This is a genomic window from Pseudomonas sp. NPDC089422, assembly GCF_044749405.1.
Taxonomy (GTDB): Bacteria; Pseudomonadota; Gammaproteobacteria; order Pseudomonadales; family Pseudomonadaceae; genus Aquipseudomonas.
In genome coordinates, this window is record NZ_JBIVHW010000003.1 from 446202 (window position 1) to 470803 (window position 24602).

The 24602-nt window shown below is 63.8% G+C and carries 23 protein-coding genes and 1 pseudogene; 17 read left to right on the forward strand and 7 right to left on the reverse strand.

The genetic code is table 11. The features are described 5' to 3' along the window. Positions 1–119 precede the first annotated feature (119 nt). From ACIPZ8_RS08175 to ACIPZ8_RS08190, 4 genes and pseudogenes are all read right to left on the reverse strand, one after another. On the reverse strand, positions 120–4646 hold the full coding sequence (locus ACIPZ8_RS08175; protein WP_400721343.1) for a hemagglutinin repeat-containing protein: 4527 nt from the start codon (positions 4644–4646) through the stop codon (positions 120–122). 27 nt (positions 4647–4673) lie between these two features. Continuing rightward, positions 4674–6353 (reverse strand): ShlB/FhaC/HecB family hemolysin secretion/activation protein, encoded by a 1680-nt coding sequence (locus ACIPZ8_RS08180; RefSeq protein WP_400721346.1) that lies wholly within the window; start codon positions 6351–6353, stop codon positions 4674–4676. 161 nt (positions 6354–6514) lie between these two features. Further along, positions 6515–6934, reverse strand: a pseudogene (locus ACIPZ8_RS08185) (murein L,D-transpeptidase family protein); the annotation flags it as partial. A gap of 153 nt (positions 6935–7087) precedes the next feature. After that, entirely contained in the window at positions 7088–7639 is a 552-nt protein-coding gene (locus tag ACIPZ8_RS08190) for an NUDIX hydrolase (protein WP_400721349.1), read from the reverse strand. Between the two features lie 126 nt (positions 7640–7765). On the opposite strand from ACIPZ8_RS08190, the gene ACIPZ8_RS08195 reads away from it, so the two are divergent. The 5 genes from ACIPZ8_RS08195 to purT all read left to right on the forward strand — a co-directional run bounded on the left by ACIPZ8_RS08195 (position 7766) and on the right by purT (position 10951). Next, a complete protein-coding gene (locus ACIPZ8_RS08195; protein WP_400721351.1) occupies positions 7766–8365 on the forward strand; it encodes a CoA pyrophosphatase in 600 nt (199 codons plus the stop codon). A gap of 44 nt (positions 8366–8409) precedes the next feature. After that, positions 8410–8934, forward strand: coding sequence for a gamma carbonic anhydrase family protein (locus ACIPZ8_RS08200; protein WP_400721354.1), 525 nt, complete (start codon positions 8410–8412; stop codon positions 8932–8934). Beyond that, complete coding sequence (locus ACIPZ8_RS08205) at positions 8927–9124, forward strand: DUF1289 domain-containing protein (RefSeq protein ID WP_400721357.1); 198 nt, start codon at positions 8927–8929, stop codon at positions 9122–9124. The genes ACIPZ8_RS08200 and ACIPZ8_RS08205 overlap by 8 nt, the downstream gene beginning before the upstream one ends. Before the next feature lie 101 nt (positions 9125–9225). Beyond that, a complete protein-coding gene (locus ACIPZ8_RS08210; RefSeq protein ID WP_060512569.1) occupies positions 9226–9693 on the forward strand; it encodes a VUT family protein in 468 nt (155 codons plus the stop codon). 76 nt (positions 9694–9769) lie between these two features. After that, entirely contained in the window at positions 9770–10951 is a 1182-nt protein-coding gene (purT, locus tag ACIPZ8_RS08215) for a formate-dependent phosphoribosylglycinamide formyltransferase (RefSeq protein WP_400721360.1), read from the forward strand. A gap of 38 nt (positions 10952–10989) precedes the next feature. Here purT and ACIPZ8_RS08220 read toward each other — a convergent pair whose 3' ends face one another. The 3 genes from ACIPZ8_RS08220 to ACIPZ8_RS08230 form a co-directional block, all read right to left on the reverse strand. Continuing rightward, positions 10990–12288, reverse strand: a complete 1299-nt coding sequence (locus ACIPZ8_RS08220) for an MFS transporter (protein ID WP_400721363.1) — start codon at positions 12286–12288, stop codon at positions 10990–10992. A 271-nt stretch (positions 12289–12559) separates the two neighbouring features. After that, complete coding sequence (locus tag ACIPZ8_RS08225) at positions 12560–13765, reverse strand: transporter associated domain-containing protein (RefSeq protein ID WP_400721366.1); 1206 nt, start codon at positions 13763–13765, stop codon at positions 12560–12562. 9 nt (positions 13766–13774) lie between these two features. Then, positions 13775–14584 carry an inner membrane protein YpjD gene (locus ACIPZ8_RS08230; protein WP_294337772.1) on the reverse strand — a complete coding sequence of 270 codons (810 nt, stop codon included), beginning with the start codon at positions 14582–14584 and terminating at the stop codon, positions 13775–13777. Positions 14585–14779: 195 nt separating this feature from the next. Between ACIPZ8_RS08230 and ffh the strand changes: the two genes are divergently transcribed. From ffh to ACIPZ8_RS08290, 12 genes are all read left to right on the forward strand, one after another. Then, positions 14780–16156, forward strand: coding sequence for a signal recognition particle protein (ffh, locus tag ACIPZ8_RS08235; protein WP_400721369.1), 1377 nt, complete (start codon positions 14780–14782; stop codon positions 16154–16156). Between the two features lie 235 nt (positions 16157–16391). After that, positions 16392–16643 (forward strand): 30S ribosomal protein S16, encoded by a 252-nt coding sequence (gene rpsP, locus ACIPZ8_RS08240; RefSeq protein WP_027920106.1) that lies wholly within the window; start codon positions 16392–16394, stop codon positions 16641–16643. 5 nt (positions 16644–16648) lie between these two features. Further along, positions 16649–17185 (forward strand): ribosome maturation factor RimM, encoded by a 537-nt coding sequence (gene rimM / locus ACIPZ8_RS08245; protein ID WP_294337780.1) that lies wholly within the window; start codon positions 16649–16651, stop codon positions 17183–17185. Positions 17186–17188: 3 nt separating this feature from the next. Next, on the forward strand, positions 17189–17941 hold the full coding sequence (trmD, locus tag ACIPZ8_RS08250; protein WP_003252146.1) for a tRNA (guanosine(37)-N1)-methyltransferase TrmD: 753 nt from the start codon (positions 17189–17191) through the stop codon (positions 17939–17941). Between the two features lie 42 nt (positions 17942–17983). Further along, positions 17984–18334 (forward strand): 50S ribosomal protein L19, encoded by a 351-nt coding sequence (gene rplS / locus ACIPZ8_RS08255; RefSeq protein ID WP_023629812.1) that lies wholly within the window; start codon positions 17984–17986, stop codon positions 18332–18334. Positions 18335–18429: 95 nt separating this feature from the next. Continuing rightward, entirely contained in the window at positions 18430–18837 is a 408-nt protein-coding gene (locus ACIPZ8_RS08260) for an acyl-CoA thioesterase (RefSeq protein ID WP_400721373.1), read from the forward strand. A 154-nt stretch (positions 18838–18991) separates the two neighbouring features. Beyond that, the gene (gene xerD, locus ACIPZ8_RS08265) at positions 18992–19888 is read left to right on the forward strand and encodes a site-specific tyrosine recombinase XerD (protein WP_400721375.1); all 897 of its coding nucleotides are present in this window, start codon (positions 18992–18994) and stop codon (positions 19886–19888) included. 154 nt (positions 19889–20042) lie between these two features. Further along, on the forward strand, positions 20043–20801 hold the full coding sequence (locus ACIPZ8_RS08270) for a thioredoxin fold domain-containing protein (RefSeq protein ID WP_110639411.1): 759 nt from the start codon (positions 20043–20045) through the stop codon (positions 20799–20801). Positions 20802–20883: 82 nt separating this feature from the next. Beyond that, positions 20884–22188, forward strand: a complete 1305-nt coding sequence (locus ACIPZ8_RS08275) for a homoserine dehydrogenase (RefSeq protein ID WP_400721378.1) — start codon at positions 20884–20886, stop codon at positions 22186–22188. A gap of 49 nt (positions 22189–22237) precedes the next feature. Continuing rightward, the gene (gene thrC, locus ACIPZ8_RS08280) at positions 22238–23647 is read left to right on the forward strand and encodes a threonine synthase (protein WP_400721381.1); all 1410 of its coding nucleotides are present in this window, start codon (positions 22238–22240) and stop codon (positions 23645–23647) included. 130 nt (positions 23648–23777) lie between these two features. After that, on the forward strand, positions 23778–24167 hold the full coding sequence (locus ACIPZ8_RS08285) for a histidine kinase (protein ID WP_400721384.1): 390 nt from the start codon (positions 23778–23780) through the stop codon (positions 24165–24167). 78 nt (positions 24168–24245) lie between these two features. Continuing rightward, a complete protein-coding gene (locus ACIPZ8_RS08290) occupies positions 24246–24527 on the forward strand; it encodes a DUF3509 domain-containing protein (protein ID WP_400721387.1) in 282 nt (93 codons plus the stop codon). Positions 24528–24602: the final 75 nt, after the last annotated feature.

Genomic DNA, 24602 nt, shown 5'->3' on the forward strand with positions numbered 1-24602 from the left:
TGGGCTGCCCATGTGCCCGCCATCACAATTTCTGCGCCTGGGAGATCGAGCGCCGCCCGCGCGGCGCTCGGTCTCACAGGCGCTGAACTTCTCAAGGCAGGTACTCCTGAACCAACCCCTTATTCCGCCTTACCCTGCACGCTCGAAACCCACTGCTCACTCCGACTATGCCCACTGGTCCTCAACAACCCGAGGTCCAGCGCATTCTCGCCATCCGCCGCGCCTTTGCCCTTGGCCATCTCGGCAATCGCCGTACCCAGGTCCACCGGCGAATTGGAGGCATCGACCGACACATCCCGACGGTAGTCATTGCCACTCAGGGTTTCCCGGCTCACCGAGCCGGCATCGAGCGCGACCGCGCCCTTGGCCGATTGCAGGCGGGCGCCGACCAGCTGGGCATCACCGCCCACCTTCAGCTGGATACCGTCACTGCCCTTGAGCACCGCTTGCTGGCCCACGCTGTCGCGCTGCACGTGCGACACATCAAGGCTGAAGGTCGGCGAGAAGCCTGGGTCGGCCTTGCTCAAGGTAGACCCGGCCTTGTCCTTGACTTTGCCACCCAGTGGCCCGGCCAGCGAGGTGGCGGCATTGACGTAACCCTGCGGGTTCTTCTCCTGGCTCAGGCGTGCATCGCCCTTCACGGTCAGGGTATCGACGCTGTCCTTGCGGCTGGCGATTCGCAGGTCACCATCGACTGTTCCGGTGATACGCCCGGCTTCGAGGCTGGCGCCTTCGATGCGGGTATCACCACGGCTTTGCAGGTTGATGGTTTCGGCGCGCAGGTTGCTGGCGTTCCAGGTCTGGTTGTCGCGCTTGTCCAGCTCGACCTTGGCCCGGCCATGCAGGCCACGGGTGTCGGTGGTGCCTGCGGTCATGTTGAAACCGGCACCGGCGGTGATCTCGAGATTGTTGCGCTGCTCCTGATTGGAAGAGGCCTCGATCAGCATGCCGCCGTTGGAGGCGTTGATCTCGATCTGCTCGGCGGATGCCTGCAGGCCCTCCAGGTGCAAGGCAATGTCCTCGCGAGCAGTGCTGCCGAGGGTCAGCTTGCCGGCGCTGGCGAACTGGGCGTCGACGGCCTGGCGGGCGTTTTCATCCTGCGTGCCATGGGTGAAATGGCCACCGATGCCGCCGCCTTTTGTCTCACCCATCTTGGCTGCCAGCTCCATGCCTCCGCCGAGTTTGCCGCCGCTGGCTTGCTGGGTGTCGTTGCCTGCCTTGACCTGCAGGCGGCCGTCGCTGTGCAGGCGAATATCGCCCACCTTGGCTTCGCGGCTGCCGATACGAGTGCCTTCCAGCAACAGGTCACCCGCGCTGCTCAGGCGCACTTCACCCTTGGCATCGACCTGTGCGACGTGCGCCTTGGTTTGTACGGTTTGCAGCTGCGCGTGGTCAAGGTAGCCACGGCCATCGAAGCCGGTGCTGCCGGGGCGGTTGCCGACCTTGGCCCAAGCATTGCCGTCAAGCTGGCGGGTCAGCTCTTCGGTGCGGTCGTTGGCCTGGGGCAGCGACAGGCTGCCTTCGCTGTGGATGACCACCTCACCTTCGCCACCATCGATGCGTGTTCCCTCATATTGACCATCGCTACCCAGCTGAACCTGAATGCCCTGTTGCCCATAAAGGCTGCCGGGTACTGCAGTGTTTGCCGTTGCCTGCTTGTCCAGCGAACCACCCTTGCCCGCAGCGCGCACGTTCAGGTCGCTGCCAGAGCTGGTATCGACGCGCAGGTCACCTCCGTAGGCCAGGCGCTGCACGCTGTCCTCCTGGCTATTTTCGGCGGCACGCACGGTGTGCCGTTGGGCATCGATCTGCAGCTTGCCGGCATTGGCACGCCAGGCGGTACCTTGGTCGTCGATGGTGTCGGCCTTGACCTCGACCTTGGCACCCGACAGCTCACTCACCTGGGCAATGCCACGGCGCTGGTTTTCCAGGCGTTTGAGGTGCTCGACGGTCATGTCGGCGCCGATGCTGGGCGCCACCATGGCGTCTTCGGGTGATGCCTGCTGGAAGCGCGCGGCCTCTTCGCCCTGTACCAGGCGTTCGATCGGCCGGGTCAGGTCGCGGTATTCGACGCTGGCGCCGAGGCTGCCGGACCACTCGTTGCGAAGCTCTTCACGGTCATGGTTGTCCACAACAGCACGGTTGTCGATGCGCTTGGCAGTGACCTTGAGGGTATCGCCGGCAGTGACGCGTGCGGCTTCGGTCACCAGTTCGTCAGCTTCAAGGTTCAGGTTGTCACTGGCCTGCAGCTCGCTGCGTTGGGCCCTGCTGTCGCGTTCGGTCACCACGGTGCTGTTGTGATGGCCTTCGAACAGACTGCCCAGGCGGTCGATGCCACCGGTGACGGTCAAGCCACCGCCGCTCTGGCTTTCACCCGTGGTAGTTTCGTGTTCATTGCGGGTGGCGCCCAGTGTCACTTGCCTGGCCTTCACATCAAGGTCGCCGGCACTGGCCTGGACCTTGGAACCGTTGACTTGCAGGTGGTCCTCGCTGCTCAGGCCAACCGTGGCCCCCTTCAGCTCGCTGGCCACCTGCGTGGTGTCGCGCAGCTTTTCACTGCCGGTGACCACTTCATAGGCCACGCCCGCCGCATACTGGCGCGACTCCGGTTTGCCGTCTTCGGCTACCTGGGTTTGCCGGGCACTGGCTGTCAAACCCCGTTGCTGATCGCGGCTGTCGCTTTCGTTGACCGCTTGCGTGCTGCCGATCAGCACGTCGCCCTTGGCTTCCACTTGCAGGTGCTGCCCGGCTTCCACCCTGGCGCCCTGTATACGCAGCTCTTCGGCACTGGCCAGGCGCAGGTTGCTGGACGAGCTGACGTCGCTGACCAGCACCTCTTGCTGACGTGTGGTGCTCTCGTGATCACTGCCGAACAGACCGAACAGCTTGCTGTCGCTTTTGCGCTCGGTGGAACGGCTACTGCCATGGTCCGCTTCGATCGCCAGCGCGCCTTTTTCGCTGTACAGCACGGCATCCTCATTGCCGTGCACCTTGCTGCCCCTGATGCTGACCTGGTCGGCACGCACACTCAGCTTGCCATCAGCGGTGACGCTGCTGCCGGCAACGCTTTGGCCTTCGGTGTCGTTGCCCTTGCGATCGCCGAAGAAGGCCCCGGAAACCAGGTCGCCACGGTAGTTGCCGTCGTTGCTGCGTTGCTGCAGGGCGGTGGTGCCGACCTCGACCTGCGTGGCGCTGATGTCCATGTCGCCGCGGCTATGCAGGGTGCTGCCCTCGACCTTGAGTGTGCCTTTGGCGTTGAGCGTCATGCGTTGGGCACTCAGCGTGCTGGGCCGTGCGGTTTCCGTGTACGTGTCGGTATCGCTGTCGCCGCGCCAGAGGTCCTTGCGATGGCGCACCTGCTCTTTGAGTTGCGTGCTGTCGATGCCGGCGGCGATGTCCAGATTGGCGCCGCTGTCGAGGGTCAGCTCGCCACCTGCGCTCACCTCGGCGGCGACCAGGCGCATGTCGGCGCCGGATTGCAAGGTGACACTGTCGCTGCCTTTCAGCTGCACACCGCGTTGCTGGCGTTCGGTGGTGGTGCTGTCGCGGTTGTACGTTTCGCGGGTGACGAACAGGAATTTCTTGTTCCAGTTGTCGCGGTCATGGTCAATTTTTTCGCGGGTCTTGGCGTCCAGGGTGAGCGTGTTGCCGGCCTTGGCTTCGATACGCTGAGCCATACCGTCGACTGCACTCATTGTCAGATCATCGGCGGCAGTAAGTTGCAAGGCGCCGCGCTCGCTTTGCAGTTCGGCAGGCTTGTCAGCTTCACCGCTGACGTGCAGCCAACCTGACGAATGGATTTCGATGCCGCTGTCGGCAATGGCGCTCACCGGCCCCATGCGAACCCCGGCCCCTTCGGCTGTGCTGAGCACGCGGATACGCCCGGCGCGCATGGCACCGAACAGGCTGGCATCGATGCTCGACGGCGTGCCTGGCAGGTGTTCGAGGACCTGGCCATCGGCATGGCTGATGCGGTTGCGGCCAGCTGTCACGTTCAGGTCGCCCTTGGCCAGCAGCAGGCCTTGGCTGTGCACGCGCGGTGCGATCAGCTCAAGTGCGCCTTCGACATTGCTCTGGCCACCTTCGAGCACCTGCAGGGCGCCACCGGCATTCAAGGTGTTGAAGTTGCGCAGTTGCTCGTCCTGAAGCTCAGGCGTGCCGACCACGAACCCGGCGCGGGTGGTGTTGATGAAACTGCCACCATTGAGGGTGATGCCGTTGGGGTTGGCGAGGATGTAGTCGGCAGGGCGGCCGAAGATTTCCTGCGGGCCTTCGATCAGCGAGGCGTTGCGGCTGACCACCTCGTTGAGAATGGTCGATGCTGCCTGGCCGTGGAACTGCGGGTTGGCGGCCAGTGCTCCAGCCAGTTGCGACTGGCCCTCCTGCAGGGCGTTGTTCAGCACCACCCCCGGGCGGGCGACGTTGTAGTCGAGGAATTGGTTATGCGACAGGCCACTGGCGTTGGGTGGGACGATGTCGATCACCGGTACGCCATGATCGTTGTTGATGATGGGGGTGCCTGCCGGGCCACTGGCGGCCTCCAGCCCACCCTGCGCGAAAGCGCTGGTTGGGCCGAGCAGGGCGAGGAAGATGGCCCAGCGCAAGGTATCCGGGCGGGTAGATGGCAATGGCGAGAGTATCTGCATGTTCTCGTTCTCTTTGTTGTGGGTGAATCAGAGGCTCAGGGCGCACTCCAGTACCCAGAAGCCAGGCTCCAGGCGGGAGTGGGGCAGGTCGCTGGTGTAGAGGGCGCGTTGGTAGTCGAGGCGCAGCCGGGCGCTTGTCAGGCTCAGCTCGATGCCGGCGGCTGCGCCTGCCAGGCGTTGCGAGGGCTTGCCAGTGGCTGGCCGGGTGTAGCCGATATCCAGGCCGAGGTAAGGGCGTAGCTGCAGGGGGTGAGCCCAGCTGGCTGGCAGCGGTTGGCTGAAGGTGTTGCGCCAGGCCGCGCCGCTGGCACCGGCGTAGGTGTTCAGGCGAAAGCCCCGTACGGTCGAATCGTCACTGACCAGCAGTTGCTCGACGGCGGGCAACGCGTGTTCGCTGTACTGCAAGGCCAGTTCGCTTTGCCAGCGCCAAGGTGTGTCTGCCGGCCCCTGGCGAAGATGCAGCAGGCTGGCGCGGTACTTGCGAAAATCCGGGCGCAGACGTTCCACGCCCAGGGGCGACGAGTCTGCAGCGAACCAGTCCACGCCCTGGGCAATGCCCATATGGCCGTGCCATAGCCCGCCCTGGAGCCACAGCAGGTTGATACCGGCCTCGACGCTGGTGAGCGTCGGGCTCTGCTGGGTGACGACGGCGCCGCCGCTGCGGTTGATCAGCTGCTTGCGGTCCAGCCGCGCGCTGGCGCTGAGCATGCCTTGCCGGTTGCGCCACAGTACCCGCTCGATGCTCAGGCCCTGATAGCTGCTGCTGCCGTCGCTGGTCTGCCGACTGTGCGGCAGCGGCGCGTCGTAGGTCAGTTGGCTGGCGTTGAGGGCAAAGGTCCAGGGGCCGTAAGGAACGCTGTAGTACAAGGTGATGCCTTGCACCTGGCCGGGGGCGTGGAAGACGCTGGAGAGCAACGACACGCGCAGGTCGTCATTCAGCCCCAGCGGGCTGTCCAGGCCGAGGCCCAGGTTCAGGCGGTGGCGGCCGGTCAGCTCGCTGCCGCGGTTGTCCAGGCGGCTGTCGAGGTGCCAGCGCGAGCCGACCGGCTGCGGTTGCAGCACAACCCGGGTGCCGCCCTGCAGTTCGCCGGGCAGCAGGTCCATGCTCAGGTCATAGGCGCGCAGGCGATTGAGTTGGTCCAGGCCCTGCTCGAGGGCGGGCAGGTAAAGGGGCTCGCCTAGCACCCCAGGGAAGGCGCCGGGCAAGGACAATGGCAGTTCGGGGTCGGCGAGCTCGATGGATTCGACAAAACCTTCGACGATGACAATGTCCAGTGGCTGCCCATGCCGAGGCTGCTGGCGCAGGTAGGGGCGGCTGGTTGGAAAACCCGCGCTGACATACAGCTGGGTGATGCGCTTGAGCAGGCCATTGATGTCATCGATGCCCATGCAGGGCAGGATGCGCTCGCGCAGAGCGGACTCAAGCGCCTGATCGGCAAGTTGGCGGTTGCCGATGATGCGCAGGCCGGACACGCCCCAGCACTGACTGTCGCCTGCGTGGACGGGGGCTTGTTCGCCGCTCCCGGGCAAGGGTGGCTGCTGCCAGCGCTCGAGCCGCTGTTGTTGTTCGAAATGCCGCAGGGATTGCTGCTGGTCGCGCAGTTGCTGGCTGGCGGGGTCATCAGCCAGCGCCGCAACAGTGGCCAGCAGGCCTGCCAGGCACCCGGTTAGCAGCCTGCTGGCCAAGAGGCAAATTCGGCATGGCATGGAACATCCCCGCAAATGGCGTACGGATTACGTACTCGTTTGCGTGGATGCTAAAAATTCATGCTGCCGGTTGGATGCAGTCTGCGGCCTCAGCAGGGCGTAGGGCAGGTGTGTATTTGAAGTATGAAAGGTCCTACAAGCTCAATCTGAATGTAGGACTATCAAGGGCGAATCTCGATCAGGGTGCCATCGCGGACCAGGTCCCACACTTCCTGCATGTCGCGGTTGCGCATGGCGATGCAGCCATCGGTCCAGTCGAGGGTGTGGAAGTACCACTCGGGATAGTTATCGTCGACCGGCGTGCCGTGGATCATGATCATGCTGCCGGCGCTCCAGCCTTCGCGGGTGGCGCGGGCGGCGTCGCTGATGTTCGGGTAGGTGATGTGCATGGCCAGGTTGAAGCGGTCGCTTTCCTTGCGCCAGTCCAGCCAGTACAGGCCTTCGGGGGTCTTCTTGTCGCCTTCGCGCTCCTTGGCGCCCTTGGGCTGCTTGCCCAGGGAGATGCGGTAGGTCTTCAGCGGCTCGCCGCGGCTGATCAGCTGCAGGCGCCGCTCGGACTTGATCACCAGCACCTTGTCGATCAGCGGCTGCATGGCGGCCTGGGACTGCGACTGTACCGGCGCGGGCGGTTGCGGCTTGCGAATGATGACTTCGGTGAAGGCCGCCTGGGACACCGTGGTAACGCAAAGGCAGAAAAGGGCGAACAACCAACGCATGAAGCAGTACCTGCAAGCTTAAGTGGTGGGCGAAACATTCATCGGCGGCAGGTATTCATGGCCAATCGGGTAGTGCTGCCTGATGCGGTCGCGATAATAGCATTCTAGTGTGCGAGTGACGGTGCGGAAAGCCAGCTCGCCCCACGGTATTTCGTGTTCCTCGAACAAGCGCACCTCCAGGCTCTCGACACCGACGGCGAAATCAAGGTCGGCCAGCTCGGCACGGAAGAACACATGCACCTGGTTGATGTGCGGGAGGTCGAACAGCTGGTACAGGGCCATGTCCCCGACCTGGGCGCAGGCTTCCTCGACCGTTTCGCGACGGGCGGCCTGGTCGAGGGTTTCGCCGTTTTCCATGAAGCCCGCCGGTAGCGTCCAGAAGCCGCGGCGCGGCTCGATGGCGCGGCGGCACAGTAGCACCTGGCTGCCCCAGGTGGGCAGCACCCCGGCGACGATGTTGGGGTTCTGGTAATGGATGGTCTGGCAATACTCGCAGACGAACCGCAGGCGGCTGTCGCCCTCGGGGATCCGCTGAATGACCGGCTGGCCGCACGCGCTGCAAAATTTCATGCTGTTCTTCCCTATTGACCGGGTTATCTTGGCGCGCCACGCGGGGTTGCCGCAAGCGCACGGGGCTTGGGTGCTTCGCGGCTTTGGTGCATCATGCAAGGCAGGCCTTGGAAACGAGAGTGCGCAATGCTGGACGAGCTACTTCGCCGTATGAGCAACCACCAACCCGCTTCACTGGAAACCGACCGACGGTTCCCCGAGGCGGCGGTACTTTTGCCCATCACCCGCAGCGAAGCGCCCGAGCTGGTCTTGACCCTGCGTGCCAAGGGGCTGTCGACCCACGGTGGCGAAGTCGCCTTTCCGGGCGGGCGCCGCGACCCGGAAGACCCGGACCTAATGTTCACCGCCCTGCGCGAGGCCGAGGAGGAAATCGGCCTGCCGCCAGGCCTGGTGGAGGTGATCGGCCCGCTCAGCCCGCTGATCTCCCTGCACGGCCTGAAAGTGACCCCGTTCGTCGGCTTGATCCCGGATTTCGTCGAATACCGCGCCAATGATGCCGAAATCGCGGCAGTCTTCAGCGTGCCGCTGGAGTTTTTCCGCCAGGACCCGCGTGACCACACCCACCGTATCGATTATCAGGGCCGCAGCTGGTACGTGCCCAGCTATCGCTATGGCGAGTACAAGATCTGGGGGTTGTCGGCGATCATGATCGTCGAGCTGGTCAACCTGTTGTATGACGCCGGTATCAGCCTGCATCAACCCCCTGAGCGCTACATCGAAATCTGAGCGGGGCACACCCCGCCGTCTGCGTGAACCTCTGAGGAGCGAACATGAAATACCGCCTGGGCGACCATCGGGTCGAATGCCACCCCACCAGCTGGGCTGCACCCAACGCCACCCTGATTGGCAAAGTGCGCCTGCAGGCCCGTGCCAGCGTGTGGTTCGGTGCGGTGCTGCGGGGCGACAACGAACTGATCGACATCGGCGAGGACAGCAACGTCCAGGACGGTACCGTGATGCACACCGACATGGGCTCGCCGCTGACCCTGGGCAAGGGCGTGACCATCGGCCACAACGCGATGCTGCATGGCTGCTCGGTTGGCGACTACAGCCTGATCGGCATCAACGCCGTCATCCTCAACGGTGTGCGCATCGGCAAGCATTGCATCATCGGCGCCAACGCGCTGATCCCGGAGGGCAAGGAAATTCCTGATGGTTCGCTGGTGATGGGTTCGCCGGGCAAGGTGGTGCGCGAACTGACCGAACAGCAGAAGCGCATGCTCGAAGCCAGCGCCGCGCACTATGTACACAATGCCGAGCGCTATGCGCGGGAGCTGGTGGTTGACGATGAGTGACGTTGCAACAGAACGGCCGGTGGCTTCGCCGTGCGTGAGCATCTGCGCACTGGACGAGCAGGATATCTGCACCGGTTGCCAGCGCACCGTGGCCGAGATTGGCCGCTGGGGGCGGATGGACAATACCGAGCGCCGGGCGGTGCTGAAGCTCTGCCATGAACGAGCGGTGGCCGCAGGTCTGATTCTGTAGGCTGTCGCCAACCCTGTGGGAGGTGTTGTACCTGTGGGAGCGGGTTTACCCGCGAAGAAGCCAGCGGTAATCTGTCAGGCTTGCCCACAGACAACCTGCCCATGTTCTATCTCATTGCCTATATCAGCAGCGTAGTGCTGATCAACTACGCCTTCTCCAGCGCCCCGCACCTGGACATCATCTGGTCCTGCTGGGGTGGCCTGGTGTTCATCCTGCGCGACATGGTGCAGACCCGCTACGGTCATGGCGCGCTGATCGCCATGCTGTTGGCACTGGTGCTGTCGTACGCCACCTCGGAGCCGGCCATCGCCCTGGCCAGCGCCACTGCGTTCTTCGTTTCCGAGCTGATCGACTGGCTGGTGTTCAGCATCACCCGCCGGCCGCTGCGTGACCGCCTGTGGCTGAGCTCGGCGCTGAGCATTCCGGTGGATACCTTCATCTTCTTCGGCATGATCGGCGCACTCACCCCGGCGGTGATCGGCACCGCCATGGCCTCGAAATTCGCCGGTGTCACAGCTGTCTGGCTGGCCATGGCATTTCGTGCACGGCGGGCCGCCGTAGCGGGTTGATGGTGTAGAATACGGGTCCTTTTTCAGCGGGCCGTGCCAAGCCTGGTGCGGCCCCGGACGCCTTCGAGGACCTGAAATGACCCGTATCGGAACCCCATTGTCGCCAACCGCGACCCGTGTACTGCTCTGCGGCTGTGGCGAGCTGGGCAAGGAAGTGGTGATCGAGCTGCAGCGCCTGGGCGTCGAGGTGATCGCCGTCGACCGCTACGCCAATGCCCCGGCGATGCAGGTGGCGCACCGCAGCCATGTGGTCAACATGCTCGATGGCGTTGCCCTGCGGGCGATCATCGAAGCGGAAAAACCGCACTACATCGTGCCGGAAATCGAAGCCATTGCCACCGCCACGCTGGTCGAGCTGGAGAACGAAGGCTTCAACGTGGTGCCGACCGCCCGCGCCACCCAGCTGACCATGAACCGTGAAGGCATCCGCCGCCTGGCCGCCGAGGAGCTCGACCTGCCAACCTCGCCGTACCACTTCGCCGACACCTTCGAGGACTACGCCAAGGCCGTGGCCGATGTCGGTTACCCGTGCGTGGTCAAGCCGGTAATGAGCTCTTCGGGCAAGGGCCAGAGCCTGCTGCGCAGCGATGCCGACCTGCAGAAGTCCTGGGACTACGCCCAGGAAGGCGGCCGTGCCGGCAAGGGCCGGGTGATCATCGAGGGCTTCATCGACTTCGAATACGAAATCACCCTGCTGACCGTTCGCCATGTGGGCGGCACCACCTTCCTCGAACCGGTTGGCCACCGCCAGGAGAAGGGCGACTACCAGGAATCCTGGCAGCCACAGGCGATGAGCGCGAAAGCCCTGGCCGAGTCGCAGCGCGTGGCCAAGGCGGTCACCAATGCACTGGGTGGTCGCGGCCTGTTCGGCGTGGAACTGTTCGTCAAGGGCGATCAGGTGTGGTTCAGCGAAGTCTCGCCGCGCCCGCATGACACTGGTCTGGTGACCCTGATTTCCCAGGACCTGTCGCAGTTCGCCCTGCACGCCCGCGCCATTCTTGGCCTGCCGATCCCGGTGGTGCGCCAGTTCGGGCCATCGGCTTCGGCGGTGATCCTGCCGGAAGGCCAGTCGCAGCAGACCAGCTTCGCCAACCTGGGGGCAGCGCTGAGCGAGCCTGACACCGCCATTCGCCTGTTCGGCAAGCCGGAAATCAACGGCACCCGCCGCATGGGTGTGTGCCTGGCGCGTGATGAATCGGTCGAAGCGGCGCGGGCCAAGGCGACCCGTGCTTCGCAGGCGGTCAAGGTCGAGTTCTGATTCGAGATCGTACGGGGCTGCGCAGCAGCCCCAGTTGCTTACAGCTCGGTATTACGGGTTTCCTTCAGGCACAGCACGGCAATCAGGCTGATCACCGCCGCCGCCGACACATAGCCCCCCACCCAGCTCAACCCACCCATGCTCACCAGCTTCTGGGCAAAGAACGGTGCCGCCGAGGCCCCGACGATGCCGCCCAGGTTGTACGCCGCCGAAGCGCCGGTGTAACGCACGTGGGTCGGGAACAGCTCCGGCAGCAGCGCCCCCATCGGCGCGAAGGTCACGCCCATCAGGAACAGCTCGATGGCCAGGAACAGCGCCACGCCCGTGGTCGAGCCTGAAGTCAGCAGCGGTTCCATGGTAAAGCCCGACGCCACCGCCAGCAGGCCGCCGACGATCAGCACCGGCTTGCGCCCGTAACGGTCACTGAGCCAGGCCGACAGCGGCGTGGCCAACGCCATGAACACCACGGCGAAGCACAGCAGGCCGAGGAAGGTCTCGCGGCTGTAGCCCAGCGTGGTCACGCCGTAGCTGAGCGAGAACACCGTCGAGATGTAGAACAGCGCATAGCACACCACCATGGCCGCTGCGCCCAGCAGGGTAGGCACCCAGTATTTGCCGAACAGGTCCACCACCGGCAGCTTCACGCGTTCGTGGCGGGCGACGGCCTTGGCGAATACCGGGCTTTCTTCAAGCTTCAGGCGTACATACAACCCCACCATCACCAGCGCGGCACTGAGCAGGAACGGAATGCGCCAGCCCCAATCACGGAACTGCTCGTCACTGAGCAGCATGGCCAGGGTCAGGAACAGGCCGTTGGCCGCGAGGAAACCGATCGAAGGGCCAAGTTGCGGGAACATGCCGAACCAGGCGCGTTTGCCTTCTGGCGCGTTCTCGGTGGCCAGCAGTGCTGCGCCGCCCCATTCGCCACCCAGGCCCAGGCCTTGGCCGAAACGTAGCAGGCAGAGCAGGATCGGTGCCCATACGCCAATGCTGTCATACCCCGGCAGCACACCGATCAGCGTGGTCGAAACGCCCATCAGCAGCAGCGAGGCGACCAGGGTCGACTTGCGCCCGATGCGGTCGCCAAAATGGCCGAACAGTGCCGAGCCCAGCGGGCGGGCAAGGAAGGCGATGCCGAAGGTGATGAAGGCCGCGAGCATTTGCGCGGTGCCCGACCCGGACGGGAAGAACACCGGGCCGATCACCAGGGCGGCGGCGGTGGCGTAGACGTAGAAATCGTAGAACTCGATGGCGGTGCCGATGAAGCTGGCAGTGGCGACCCGCGTTGGCGAATTGACCGGCGCGGCAGACGCTTCGGCATAGGTGCTGGTTGTCATTAAGTAGGTCCCTAACAGTCTGGTCCGCTCCATGGCAGTGTCCGCGACCTGTGCAGGCGTTGAAGGCAGGCACGGCTTGGCGGACGCCGGAGCGTATTGTTGTTGTGTTCGCGCGACTGACACCAGCCCAGGAGGTAGGGGTGGGAGCGGGCACTGTTCGGGGTGTTGAAGCAGGACCGCGGGGCGTGTCAGTGGAGCGGACTGGCCGTGTGGCGCCGGGTGCGGGTAGCGGGCGGAACGGCGGGGCTGGGTAAGCGTGACCCGAGTATAGCTAGCGGGTCACGGTCCACACCAGTACCTTGCTGGCGCAATTGTCCTCTGTTTCGAGGATTTCCAGGCGATAGCGGCCGATCTTCAGGCAAACGGCGCTTTCCGGAATGCTTTCAAGGGCTTCGGTGACCAGTCCGTTGAGGGTTTTCGGGCCGCCGTCGCAGGGCAGGTGCCAACCCAGGGTACGGTTGATTTCGCGCAGCGAGGCGGTGCCTTCGATGACGAAGGTACCATCGGGCTGCGGGTGTACGTGCGGGTTGTCCAGGCTCTGTTCGTCCTCGAACTCGCCGACGATCTCCTCGAGGATGTCTTCCAGGGTGACGATGCCCAGCACCTCGCCGTACTCGTCCACCACCACGCCGAGGCGCCGCTGTTGCTTGTGGAAGTTCAGCAGCTGCATCTGCAGTGGCGTGCTTTCCGGCACGAAGTAGGGTTCGTAGCAGGCGCCCTGCAATTGCTCCAGGGTCAGCTCGGCCTTGGGCAGCAGGTGGCTGATGAGCTTGGTGTTGAGGATCGCTTCGACCTGGTTGATGTCGCTGTGGTACACCGGCAGGCGCGTGTGCCGGCTGACGATCAGTTGCTCGATGATGTGCGCGATGGGGTCGTCGAGGTTGATGCCGTCGACTTCGTTGCGTGGCACCAGGATGTCGTTGACGGTGATCTTGTCCAGCGACTGCAGGCCGTCCAGCAGGCCGTGGCGCGGTACTTCGTGCTCGTCGTCGGCGTCGAAGCCGTCATCCTCCTGCGGATGCAGGGCCACCGCCGTGGGCTGCACGCGGAACGGCCGCAGGATCAGCTTGGCGATGCCGTCGAACAGGCAGGCCAAGGGTTGCAGCAGGGCGAGAGGAAACGGGCGCAGGCTCCGGCCAAGGCTGATGAAGGCCTGCGGGTTGCGCCGGGCCAGGCGCCGCGGCAGGAACTCGGCGAACACCAGCAGGGCCGCCACGGCGGCCAGGCCAGCCAGCCAGAAGCCATGTTCGCCGTTCTGGCGTTGGCCGATCAGGCACGCCAGGCCCAGCACCAGCAGTTTGCCCAGGCTGGCGCACAGCACCAGGGCCTGGGCTGGCAGCAGCGGCTGGCCGTCATCGCCGTTGCGCAGCGAACCATTGAGTTGCAGGCGGGCGGCGTCGACGGCGGTGAACAACGCCGACCACAGTAGCGCCAGTGCCAGAATGCCGAGTAGCGGTGCGTACGGCAGGTTGTCCATGGTCAGCCGTCAGATGTGCAGGATGAATTCGCGAACCAGCTTGCTGCCGAAGTAGGCCAGCATCAGCAGGCAGAAACCGGCCAGGGTCCAGCGGATCGCCTTGTGCCCGCGCCAGCCCAGGCGGGTGCGGCCCCACAGCAGTACGCTGAACACGATCCAGGCGATGCAGGCCAGCGAGGTCTTGTGTACCAGGTGCTGGGCGAACAGGTTCTCGAGGAACAGCCAGCCGGAAATCAGCGACAGCGAGAGCAGGCACCAGCCCGCCCAGAGGAAGCCGAACAGCAGGCTTTCCATGGTCTGCAGCGGCGGGAAGTTGCGGATCAGCCCGGACGGGTGCTTGTTCTTCAGCTGGCGGTCCTGCAGTAACAACAGCAGCGACTGGAACACCGCGATGGTGAACAGGCCATAAGCCAGGATCGACAGCAGGATGTGCGCGAGGATGCCCGGCTCTTCGTCGATCAGCGGCACCGTGCCGGGTGGCGCGAACTGCGCCAGCAATGCGGTGACGGCGCCGAGCGGGAACAGCAGCACCAGGAGGTTTTCCACCGGGATGCGCAGGCAGGCCACCAGCGTCAGGGCGATGACCGCCACGGCGATCAGGCTGGCGGCGCTGAAGAAGTCCAGGCTCAGCCCCAGCGGGGTGATCAGCTGGAAGAACAGTGCGCCACCCTGGGCGACCACGGCGAGTGCGCCGAGCAGGCCAAGCAGGCGTTTGTCGGCCTTGCGGCCCTGGGCCAGGTAGGTGCCCTGATAGATGGCCGCAGCTATATATAAGCCAGCGGCGATCAGGTTGGGGATGAGGCTGGGTGAGGAAACCATAAGTCCTGGTTGCAGAGCCCTGAAAGAGACGGAGTTTGGCATAGAACGCCACCGGCCATCCAGACCGATCGGCAGCGAGGTGTGCGCCGCCGTCGCACTTCGTTATAATCGCCGCCTTGCTGTGCCTGGCGGGTGTGCATTTCCCCCGCGGGCGCCTGACAAACCTCGGCTTTTACTGGGCCTGAAAGGATCACCATGTTCGAAAACCTGACCGACCGCCTGTCACAGACGCTGCGCCATGTCACCGGCAAGGCCAAGCTGACTGAAGACAACATCAAGGACACGTTGCGCGAAGTGCGCATGGCCCTGCTCGAGGCCGACGTTGCCCTGCCGGTGGTCAAGGATTTCGTCAACAGCGTCAAGGAACGTGCGGTCGGCACCGAGGTATCGCGCAGCCTGACCCCGGGCCAGGCGTTCGTGAAAATCGTCCAGGCCGAGCTGGAAAGCCTGATGGGCGCGGCCAACGAAGACCTCACACTGAACGCCGCGCCGCCTGCCGTGGTACTGATGGCCGGCCTGCAGGGCGCCGGTAAGACCACCACCGCTGGCAAGCTGGCGCGCTTCCTCAAGGAGCGCAAGAAGAAGAGCGTGATGGTGGTGTCCGCCGACGTCTATCGCCCGGCGGCGATCAAGCAGCTGGAAACCCTGGCCAACGACATCGGCGTGACCTTCTTCCCGTCCGACATCAGCCAGAAGCCGGTGGCCATCGCTGAGGCGGCGATCCGCGAAGCCAAGCTGAAGTTCATCGATGTGGTCATCGTCGACACCGCCGGCCGCCTGCACATCGACGCCGACATGATGGCTGAGATCAAGGCGCTGCACGCCGCCGTCAAGCCGATCGAGACCCTGTTCGTGGTCGACGCCATGACCGGCCAGGACGCCGCCAACACCGCCAAGGCGTTCGGTGAAGCGCTGCCGCTGACCGGTGTGGTACTGACCAAGGTCGACGGTGACGCCCGTGGCGGTGCTGCGCTGTCGGTGCGCGCCATTACCGGCAAGCCGATCAAGTTCATCGGTATGGGCGAGAAGACCGAAGCCCTCGAACCCTTCCACCCGGACCGTGTCGCTTCGCGCATCCTCGGCATGGGCGACGTGCTCAGCCTGATCGAGCAGGCCGAGCAGACCATCGACAAGGCCAAGGCCGACAAGCTGGCCAAGAAGCTGAAGAAGGGCAAGGGCTTCGACCTCGAAGACTTCCGCGACCAGCTGCAGCAGATGAAGAACATGGGCGGCCTGGGCGGCCTGATGGACAAGCTGCCGAGCATCGGCGGGGTCAACCTGTCGCAGATGGGCAATGCCCAGGGCGCGGCCGAGAAGCAGTTCAAGCAGATGGAAGCGATCATCAACTCGATGACCCCGGCCGAACGTCGCGACCCTGACCTGATCAGCGGTTCGCGCAAGCGCCGCATCGCCCTCGGCTCCGGCACCCAGGTGCAGGACATCGGCCGGCTGATCAAGCAGCACAAGCAGATGCAGAAGATGATGAAGAAATTCTCTGCCAAGGGCGGCATGGCCAAGATGATGCGCGGCCTGGGCGGGATGCTGCCGGGCGGCGGCATGCCGAAGCTGTAACCCCTATTTTGGGCGCCTGCTTTTAGATGAGCGGGCGCCCGGAACCCCCGCTCCGGCGGGGCAACGGCCACGGATTCCGTGGCTCAACCGGCAAATCTGGACGGTAGGGCAGGGCTCTGCCGAAAAAGGCATTTGCAAATGTCCGTGTATTCCCCGAGAATATGCGGCCTTTTGGGCACCCGTGTGCCTATTTGGCATTCAGATTTGCAGCACCGACTATAGGAACAATGTTCACATGGTAACCATTCGTCTTGCCCGTGGCGGCTCGAAAAAGCGCCCATTCTACCACCTGACCGTGACCAACTCGCGTAACGCCCGTGACGGCCGTTTCGTTGAGCGCGTAGGCTTCTTCAACCCGATCGCATCGGGCGCCGAAGTCAAGCTGTCGGTCAACCAAGAGCGCGTTTCCTACTGGCTGAGCCAGGGCGCACAGCCGTCTGAGCGCGTTGCTCAGCTGCTGAAGGACGCTGCCAAGGCTGCCGCCTAAACAGTATGAACGCGACGCCAGAAAAGGCTGACGACCTCATCGTCGTTGGCAAGATTTTTTCGGTTCACGGCGTTCGCGGCGAGGTGAAGGTGTATTCCTTTACCGATCCGATTGAAAACCTGTTGGATTATCCGCGCTGGACGCTTCGGCACGAAGGCAAGGTAAAGCAGGTCGAGCTGGTCAGCGGTCGTGGCTCCCAAAAGGGCCTGGTCGTGAAGCTGAAAGGTCTCGACGATCGCGATGAAGCCCGTCTTCTGAGCGGTTACGAAATCTGCATCCCGCGGAGCCTTTTGCCCAACCTGGCTGCCGACGAGTACTACTGGTACCAGTTGGTGGGTCTGAAGGTCATCAACCAGGACGAACAACTGTTCGGCAAGGTCGATCACCTGTTGGAGACCGGTGCGAACGATGTAATGGTGGTCAAGCCCTGCGCAGGCAGCCTGGATGATCGCGAGCGTCTGTTGCCCTATACGGCGCAATGCGTGCTCGATATCGACCTGGAAGCAGGCGTGATGCGGGTTGAATGGGACGCGGACTTCTAAACGATGGGTAACCTTCGCGTAGACGTCATCACGCTGTTCCCCGAGATGTTCTCGGCCATCACGGAGTACGGCATTACCAGCCGCGCGGTGAAACAGGGGTTGCTTCAGGTGACTTGCTGGAACCCGCGGGACTACACCACAGATCGTCACCACACGGTAGATGATCGGCCGTTTGGCGGTGGTCCGGGCATGGTGATGAAAATCAAGCCTCTGGAAGACGCCCTGGTTAGCGCCAGGCAAGCGACCGGAGCAGCGGCGAAGGTGATCTACCTGTCGCCACAAGGCCGCAAGCTGACTCAGCAGGCGGTCAAAGGCCTGGCCGAACAGGAATCGTTGATCCTGATCGCCGGTCGTTATGAAGGCATCGACGAGCGCTTTATCGAGGCTCATGTCGATGAGGAGTGGTCGATTGGTGACTATGTGCTTTCCGGTGGCGAGCTGCCGGCCATGGTACTGATCGATGCGGTTACGCGGCTGCTGCCCGGAGCTTTAGGGCATGTGGACTCGGCGGAGGAAGACTCTTTCACCGACGGTCTGCTGGATTGCCCGCACTACACCCGACCTGAGGTGTATGCGGATCAGCGTGTTCCCGACGTGTTGCTAAGTGGCAACCATGCACATATCCGGCGATGGCGGATGAAGCAGTCCCTTGGTAGGACCTTCGAACGACGCGCCGATCTTCTGGAAAGTCGCTCGCTTTCTGGAGAAGAGAAGAAGCTGCTCGAGGAATATCTCCGCGAGCGGGACGATAGTTAAACGTATCGATGGTGGATCAAGTATCCATCTTAGGAGCACAGCATGACCAACAAGATCATCCAGCAGCTCGAAGCCGAGCAGATGAGCAAGGAAATCCCGACCTTCGCACCAGGCGACACCATCGTCGTCCAGGTTAAAGTGAAGGAAGGTGATCGTTCCCGTCTGCAGGCGTTCGAAGGCGTTGTCATCGCCAAGCGTAACCGCGGTCTGAACAGCGCCTTCACCGTGCGCAAGATCTCCAGCGGCGTAGGCGTTGAGCGTACCTTCCAGACCTACAGCCCGCAGATCGACAGCCTGGCCGTGAAACGTCGTGGTGACGTGCGTAAAGCCAAGCTGTACTACCTGCGCGACCTGTCCGGCAAAGCCGCTCGCATCAAGGAAAAACTGTCCTGAGTGCAGTTTGCCCGGTGGCCAAGGCCGCCTAGCGAGAAAAAAAGCAGCCTTCGGGCTGCTTTTTTGCATTCTGAAACCTGTGAAAAGTGACGGATATGACCAGCCGAGACCAGGAAATCCAGCGCCGCACCGAGCTGTCGGTGACCCGCGTGACCAAAGCGGTGTTCCCCAACACCACGAACCACCACAACACCCTGTTCGGCGGCACCGCGCTGGCCTGGATGGACGAAGTGTCGTTCATTGCCGCCACGCGCTTCTGCCGGCTGCCGCTGGTGACCGTGTCCACCGACCGCATCGACTTCAAGCACCCGATCCCGGCGGGTTCGATCGTCGAGCTGGTCGGCTCGGTGGTCAAGGTGGGCAATACCAGCTTGCAGGTGCAGGTGGATGTGTTCGTCGAGAACATGTACCTGGATGGCCGCGAGCGGGCGATCCACGGGGTGTTCAGCTTTGTCGCCATCGACGAGGACAAGCGCCCGGTGCCGGTGCTGCCCCAGGCCTGAGCTCCCCCTGCTCTGGCCCTATCGCGGCTAAAGCCGCTCCTGCAGGTGCTGCGCGCTCCCTGTAGGAGCGGCTTTAGCCGCGAAGAGGCCAGTACAGACAACCCACAAGCTGCTGTGAAACACTAATCCCAACTCCAGAACCCAGCAGCCCCGCATGCCCGCCCTAGACCACCCCCTGATCGACCAGTTCCTCGACGCCCTGTGGCTTGAAAAAGGCCTGTCCGACAACACCCGCGTTTCCTATCGCAGCGACCTGGCCCTGTTCAACGGCTGGCTCCAGGAGCATTCGGTGACACTGCCCGACGCTGGCCGCGAATTGATCCTCGACCACCTGGCCTGGCGTCTCGACCAAGGTTACAAGCCGCGCTCCACTGCGCGCTTTCTCTCAGGCCTGCGCGGCTTCTTCCGCTACCTGCTGCGGGAGAAGCTGATTGCTGTCGACCCGACCCTGCAGGTCGACATGCCGCAACTGGGTCGGCCCTTGCCCAAATCCCTGTCGGAGGCCGACGTCGAAGCCCTGCTGCAGGCCCCGGACCTGGCCGAAGCCATCGGCCAGCGCGACCGCGCCATGCTCGAAGTGCTTTACGCCTGTGGCCTGCGCGTGACCGAACTGGTCAGCCTGACCCTCGACCAGGTCAACCTGCGCCAGGGTGTGCTGCGGGTAATGGGCAAGGGCAGCAAGGAGCGCCTGGTGCCGATGGGCGAGGAGGCGGTGGTTTGGCTGGAGCGCTACCTGCGTGATGGCCGCGCCGAACTGCTCAACGGTCGCCCCAGCGATGTGCTGTTCCCCAGTCAGCGCGGCGAGCAGATGACCCGCCAGACCTTCTGGCACCGCATCAAGCACCAGGCGCGGGTGGCCTGCATCGACAAGCCGCTGTCGCCGCATACCCTGCGCCACGCCTTCGCCACGCACCTGCTCAACCATGGCGCCGACCTGCGAGTGGTGCAGATGCTGCTGGGTCACAGCGACCTGTCGACCACGCAGATCTACACCCACGTGGCCAAGGCGCGCCTGCAGCAATTGCACGCCCAGCACCATCCGCGTGGATGAATGTTTTTCATGTTCCGCCGACTGGTCCTTGCAGGCCCCTTCACCAGCAGCGTGATGTGGTAGGCTTGGGCGGTTTGCATCAAGGGCCGCACGGTCGCCGCGATTTTTTTGCAGGTGACACCCTCCGGCCCCTGTCCGCCTCCAGGAGTTCCCCATGCGCGTGACCCAGATTTTCGCCGCCGCCGTGTTGGCGCTGGCCAGTACCTTTGCCGTTGCCGCGGCCGACAGCAATGCCAGCGCCGAGCAGGCCATCCGCAAGTCGTTGCAGAACCTCGAACTCGAAGTACCGGTGGAAAGCGTCGGCAGCAGCCCGCTCAACGGCCTCTATGAAGTCAAGCTGCAGGGCGGTCGTGTGCTGTATGCCAGCGCCGATGGCCAGTACGTCATGCAGGGCTACCTGTACCAGCTGCAGGACGGCAAGCCGGTCAACCTCACCGAGAAAACCGAGCGTCAGGGTGTCGCCAAGCTGATCAACGGCATTCCAGCCGCCGAGACCGTTGTTTATCCTGCCAAGGGCGAGACCAAGTCGCACATCACCGTCTTCACCGACACGACCTGCCCGTATTGCCACAAGCTGCACGCCGAAGTGCCGGAGCTCAACCGCCGCGGTATCGAAGTGCGCTATGTCGCCTTCCCGCGCCAGGGCCTCGGTTCGCCAGGTGATGAGCAGCTGCAGGCCGTCTGGTGCTCCAGCGACCGCCGCGCGGCGATGGACAAGATGGTCGAAGGCAAGGAAATCAAGGCCGCCAAGTGCGCCAACCCGGTCAGCAAGCAGTTCCAGCTGGGCCAGCAGATCGGCGTCAACGGTACGCCGGCCATCGTGCTCGAGAACGGCCATGTGATTCCGGGTTACCAGCCGGCACCGCAAGTGGCCAAGTTGGCCCTGGACGGCCAGCAGCAGGCTGCCAAGTAATCAATTCAATACGCCGTCGTCATGGGGTGACGGCATGTTTCACGGTCGGTGAAGGCGCCGGCCGTTCAATGGGGAGTTCACAGTGAAACCGGTCAAAGTAGGCATCTGTGGGTTGGGGACCGTCGGTGGCGGAACCTTCAATGTACTTCAGCGCAACGCCGAGGAGATTGCCCGCCGTGCCGGGCGCGGTATTGAAGTGGCACAGATTGCCATGCGCTCGCAGAACCCGAACTGCCAGATTACCGGTACCCCCATTACCGCTGACGTATTCGAAGTTGCGAGCAACCCGGAAATCGACATTGTCATCGAGCTGATTGGTGGCTACACCGTGGCGCGTGACCTGGTGCTCAAGGCGATCGAGAACGGCAAGCACGTGGTCACCGCCAACAAGGCGCTGATTGCCGTGCACGGTAACGAGATCTTCGCCAAGGCGCGCGAGAAGGGCGTCATCGTCGCCTTCGAAGCCGCGGTGGCCGGCGGTATCCCGGTGATCAAGGCGATCCGTGAGGGTCTGTCGGCCAACCGCATCAACTGGCTGGCCGGCATCATCAACGGCACCGGCAACTTCATCCTCACCGAAATGCGTGAGAAGGGCCGCGCTTTCCCCGACGTGCTGGCTGAAGCCCAGGCGCTGGGCTATGCCGAAGCCGACCCGACCTTCGACGTCGAAGGCATCGATGCCGCGCACAAGCTGACCATCCTGGCGTCCATCGCCTTTGGTATCCCGCTGCAGTTCGACAAGGCCTACACCGAAGGCATCACCCAGCTGACCACTGCTGACGTGAACTACGCCGAAGCGCTGGGCTATCGCATCAAGCACCTGGGCGTGGCCCGCCGCACCGCCGAAGGTATCGAGCTGCGCGTGCACCCGACGCTGATCCCGGCCGACCGCCTGATCGCCAACGTCAATGGCGTGATGAACGCAGTCATGGTCAATGGCGATGCCGCCGGTTCCACCCTGTACTACGGTGCAGGCGCCGGCATGGAGCCAACCGCTTCGTCGGTGGTGGGTGACCTGGTCGACGTGGTCCGTGCCATGACCTCCGACCCGGAAAACCGCGTGCCGCACCTGGCCTTCCAGCCGGACTCGCTGTCGGCCCACCCGATCCTGCCGATCGAAGCCTGCGAAAGCGCCTACTACCTGCGCATCCAGGCCAAGGACCACCCGGGCGTGCTGGCCCAGGTGGCGAGCATCCTGTCGGTGCGCGGCATCAACATCGAGTCGATCATGCAGAAGGAAGCCGAGGAGCAGGACGGCCTGGTGCCGATGATCCTGCTGACCCACGGTGTGGTCGAGCAGCGCATCAACGATGCCATCGTCGCCCTGGAAGCCCTGCAGGACGTGGTCGGCAAGGTCGTGCGCATCCGCGTCGAACAGCTCAATTAATTTGCCAATCGGGCCGCTCGCGCGGCCCTAGCATCGAAGGTTTGCACCCATGCGCTATATCAGTACCCGCGGTCAGGCTCCGGCCCTGAATTTCGAAGACGTGCTGCTGGCTGGCCTGGCCAGCGACGGCGGCCTGTACGTTCCTGAAAACCTGCCTCGCTTCACCCAGGAAGAAATCGCCTCCTGGGCCGGCCTGCCGTACCACGAGCTGGCCTTCCGGGTGATGCGCCCGTTCGTCGAAGGCAGCATCGCCGATGCCGACTTCAAGAAGATCCTCGAAGAAACCTACGGCGAGTTCGCCCACGCGGCGGTCGCCCCGCTGCGTCAACTGAACAGCAACGAGTGGGTGCTGGAGCTGTTCCACGGCCCGACCCTGGCGTTCAAGGACTTTGCCCTGCAACTGCTCGGCCGCCTGCTCGACCACGTGCTGGCCAAGCGCAACGAGCGCGTGGTGATCATCGGTGCCACCAGCGGTGACACCGGCTCTGCTGCCATCGAAGGCTGCCGCAGCTGCGAAAACGTCGACATCTTCATCCTGCACCCGCACCAGCGTGTGTCGGAAGTGCAGCGTCGGCAGATGACCACCCTGTTCGGCGACAACGTCCACAACATCGCCATCGAAGGCAACTTCGACGACTGCCAGGAAATGGTCAAGGCCAGCTTCGCCGACCAGTCGTTCCTCAAGGGCACCCGCCTGGTTGCGGTCAACTCGATCAACTGGGCGCGGATCATGGCCCAGATCGTCTACTACTTCCACGCGGCCCTGCAGTTGGGCGGCCCGGCCCGTTCGGTGGCGTTCTCGGTACCGACCGGCAACTTCGGCGACATCTTCGCCGGTTACCTGGCGCGCAACATGGGCCTGCCGGTCAGCCAGCTGATCGTCGCCACCAACCGCAACGACATCCTGCACCGCTTCATGAGCGGCAACCAGTACGTCAAGGAAACCCTGCACGCGACCCTGTCGCCGTCCATGGACATCATGGTGTCGTCCAACTTCGAGCGCCTGCTGTTCGACCTGCACGGCCGCAACGGCGCCGCGCTGGCCGAACTGATGGCGACCTTCAAGCAGGGTGGCGGCTTCAGCGTCGAGCAGGACCGCTGGACCGAAGCGCGCAAGTTGTTCGATTCGCTGGCGGTCAGCGACGAGCAGACCTGCGAGACCATCGCCGAGGTGTTTGCCACCACCGGTGAAGTGCTTGACCCGCACACTGCGATCGGCGTCAAGGCCGCCCGCGAGTGCCGCCGCAGCCTGGACACGCCGATGGTGGTGCTGGGTACCGCGCACCCGGTCAAGTTCCCGGAAGCGGTGGAGAAGGCCGGTGTCGGCAAGGCGCTGGAGCTGCCAGCGCACCTGAGCGACCTGTTCAGCCGTGAAGAGCGTTGCACCGTTCTGGCCAATGACCTGAAGGCTGTTCAGGCCTTTGTCAGCCAGCATGGTAACCGCGGCAAGCCGTTGTAATCGCATTGCAGTCGGGGACCGCTTTGCGGCCCCGACTGCGGCGGTTTCTTCAGCTATTTGCAGAATTGTCCTATATAAGGCGAGAGAAGCCTTACCTAGAGTGACCGGTCCTTCCCCCAAGGAGCGGCACATGCGACAGCCCTACGTGTTGATCCATCCGGCACGCCCATCCCACCAGATCCTCCTGCACCAGGCCTGCAACGCCCAGGGCCTGTTCAACGTGCGCGTCACCCACGACCTGGCCGACCTCGACACCTGCCTGGCCCGTAAGCCGCGCGCCGACTTGCTGATCCTCGAGCATGCCGTGAGCGATGGCCTGGCCCTGCTCGATCGGGCCAGTGCCATGCGTGCCGTGCTGTTCGTCGGCTACCCCAACGCAGGCTGCCTGAACCTCGCCCAAGAGGCCCGGCGCCAAGGCCTGTGGGTTCTTGCCGACCTCCCTTGGCCCCTGCCAGTAGAGCGCTGGCAGCAAGCCCTGCAACGTATTCAAACTGTCACGTCACCCACGCATGCTCACTAGCACAGCCGTGGCGTAACGAACTTTTCGCCGCCCTTGCTGGTCAGTTCCTTCATGTCCCATTACAAGCGAGTGATCCGGATGGAAAGAATCTGCAGACTGCTCAACGACGCCCTTACCCCTTACCAAGCCAGGCTAGGCGCCACGGATGCCAGCGGCAACCGCCAATTGACCGTGTACGACAGCCTCGGCGGCAAGGCCTTGCGCCGCACGGTCAGCCAGCGCCAGTTGCAGGAGCAAAGCCTGTTGATCGACCTGGTAGACGGCCTGCACCGTGACCTGCAGATTGTCGAAGGGCGCTTGCAGCCCTGTGTGATTGCGGCTTTGCAACAGCGCCAACAGCCGCAGGGAACCTTTGCCTGAGTGGCCTATCTTAATCATCAAGGGCAGCCGGCCAGTGCACCGCTCCGGTACTGGCAGGTTGCCGCGGGAAGTCCA

What these genes read in the sequence shown, in the direction of transcription:
- ACIPZ8_RS08190 (WP_400721349.1), bottom strand. Translation starts at nt 7,639, where the DNA reads ATGAAATTTTGCAGCGCGTGCGGCCAGCCGGTCATTCAGCGGATCCCC.
- ACIPZ8_RS08180 (WP_400721346.1), bottom strand. Translation starts at nt 6,353, where the DNA reads ATGCCATGCCGAATTTGCCTCTTGGCCAGCAGGCTGCTAACCGGGTGC.
- ACIPZ8_RS08220 (WP_400721363.1), bottom strand. Translation starts at nt 12,288, where the DNA reads ATGACAACCAGCACCTATGCCGAAGCGTCTGCCGCGCCGGTCAATTCG.
- ACIPZ8_RS08290 (WP_400721387.1), top strand. Translation starts at nt 24,246, where the DNA reads ATGGAAAGAATCTGCAGACTGCTCAACGACGCCCTTACCCCTTACCAA.
- rplS (WP_023629812.1), top strand. Translation starts at nt 17,984, where the DNA reads ATGACCAACAAGATCATCCAGCAGCTCGAAGCCGAGCAGATGAGCAAG.
- purT (WP_400721360.1), top strand. Translation starts at nt 9,770, where the DNA reads ATGACCCGTATCGGAACCCCATTGTCGCCAACCGCGACCCGTGTACTG.
- ACIPZ8_RS08285 (WP_400721384.1), top strand. Translation starts at nt 23,778, where the DNA reads ATGCGACAGCCCTACGTGTTGATCCATCCGGCACGCCCATCCCACCAG.
- rimM (WP_294337780.1), top strand. Translation starts at nt 16,649, where the DNA reads ATGAACGCGACGCCAGAAAAGGCTGACGACCTCATCGTCGTTGGCAAG.
- ACIPZ8_RS08175 (WP_400721343.1), bottom strand. Translation starts at nt 4,646, where the DNA reads ATGCAGATACTCTCGCCATTGCCATCTACCCGCCCGGATACCTTGCGC.
- ACIPZ8_RS08270 (WP_110639411.1), top strand. Translation starts at nt 20,043, where the DNA reads ATGCGCGTGACCCAGATTTTCGCCGCCGCCGTGTTGGCGCTGGCCAGT.
- ACIPZ8_RS08195 (WP_400721351.1), top strand. Translation starts at nt 7,766, where the DNA reads ATGCTGGACGAGCTACTTCGCCGTATGAGCAACCACCAACCCGCTTCA.
- ACIPZ8_RS08260 (WP_400721373.1), top strand. Translation starts at nt 18,430, where the DNA reads ATGACCAGCCGAGACCAGGAAATCCAGCGCCGCACCGAGCTGTCGGTG.
- ACIPZ8_RS08205 (WP_400721357.1), top strand. Translation starts at nt 8,927, where the DNA reads ATGAGTGACGTTGCAACAGAACGGCCGGTGGCTTCGCCGTGCGTGAGC.
- ACIPZ8_RS08200 (WP_400721354.1), top strand. Translation starts at nt 8,410, where the DNA reads ATGAAATACCGCCTGGGCGACCATCGGGTCGAATGCCACCCCACCAGC.
- trmD (WP_003252146.1), top strand. Translation starts at nt 17,189, where the DNA reads ATGGGTAACCTTCGCGTAGACGTCATCACGCTGTTCCCCGAGATGTTC.
- ACIPZ8_RS08230 (WP_294337772.1), bottom strand. Translation starts at nt 14,584, where the DNA reads ATGGTTTCCTCACCCAGCCTCATCCCCAACCTGATCGCCGCTGGCTTA.
- ACIPZ8_RS08225 (WP_400721366.1), bottom strand. Translation starts at nt 13,765, where the DNA reads ATGGACAACCTGCCGTACGCACCGCTACTCGGCATTCTGGCACTGGCG.
- thrC (WP_400721381.1), top strand. Translation starts at nt 22,238, where the DNA reads ATGCGCTATATCAGTACCCGCGGTCAGGCTCCGGCCCTGAATTTCGAA.
- ffh (WP_400721369.1), top strand. Translation starts at nt 14,780, where the DNA reads ATGTTCGAAAACCTGACCGACCGCCTGTCACAGACGCTGCGCCATGTC.
- ACIPZ8_RS08210 (WP_060512569.1), top strand. Translation starts at nt 9,226, where the DNA reads ATGTTCTATCTCATTGCCTATATCAGCAGCGTAGTGCTGATCAACTAC.
- xerD (WP_400721375.1), top strand. Translation starts at nt 18,992, where the DNA reads ATGCCCGCCCTAGACCACCCCCTGATCGACCAGTTCCTCGACGCCCTG.
- rpsP (WP_027920106.1), top strand. Translation starts at nt 16,392, where the DNA reads ATGGTAACCATTCGTCTTGCCCGTGGCGGCTCGAAAAAGCGCCCATTC.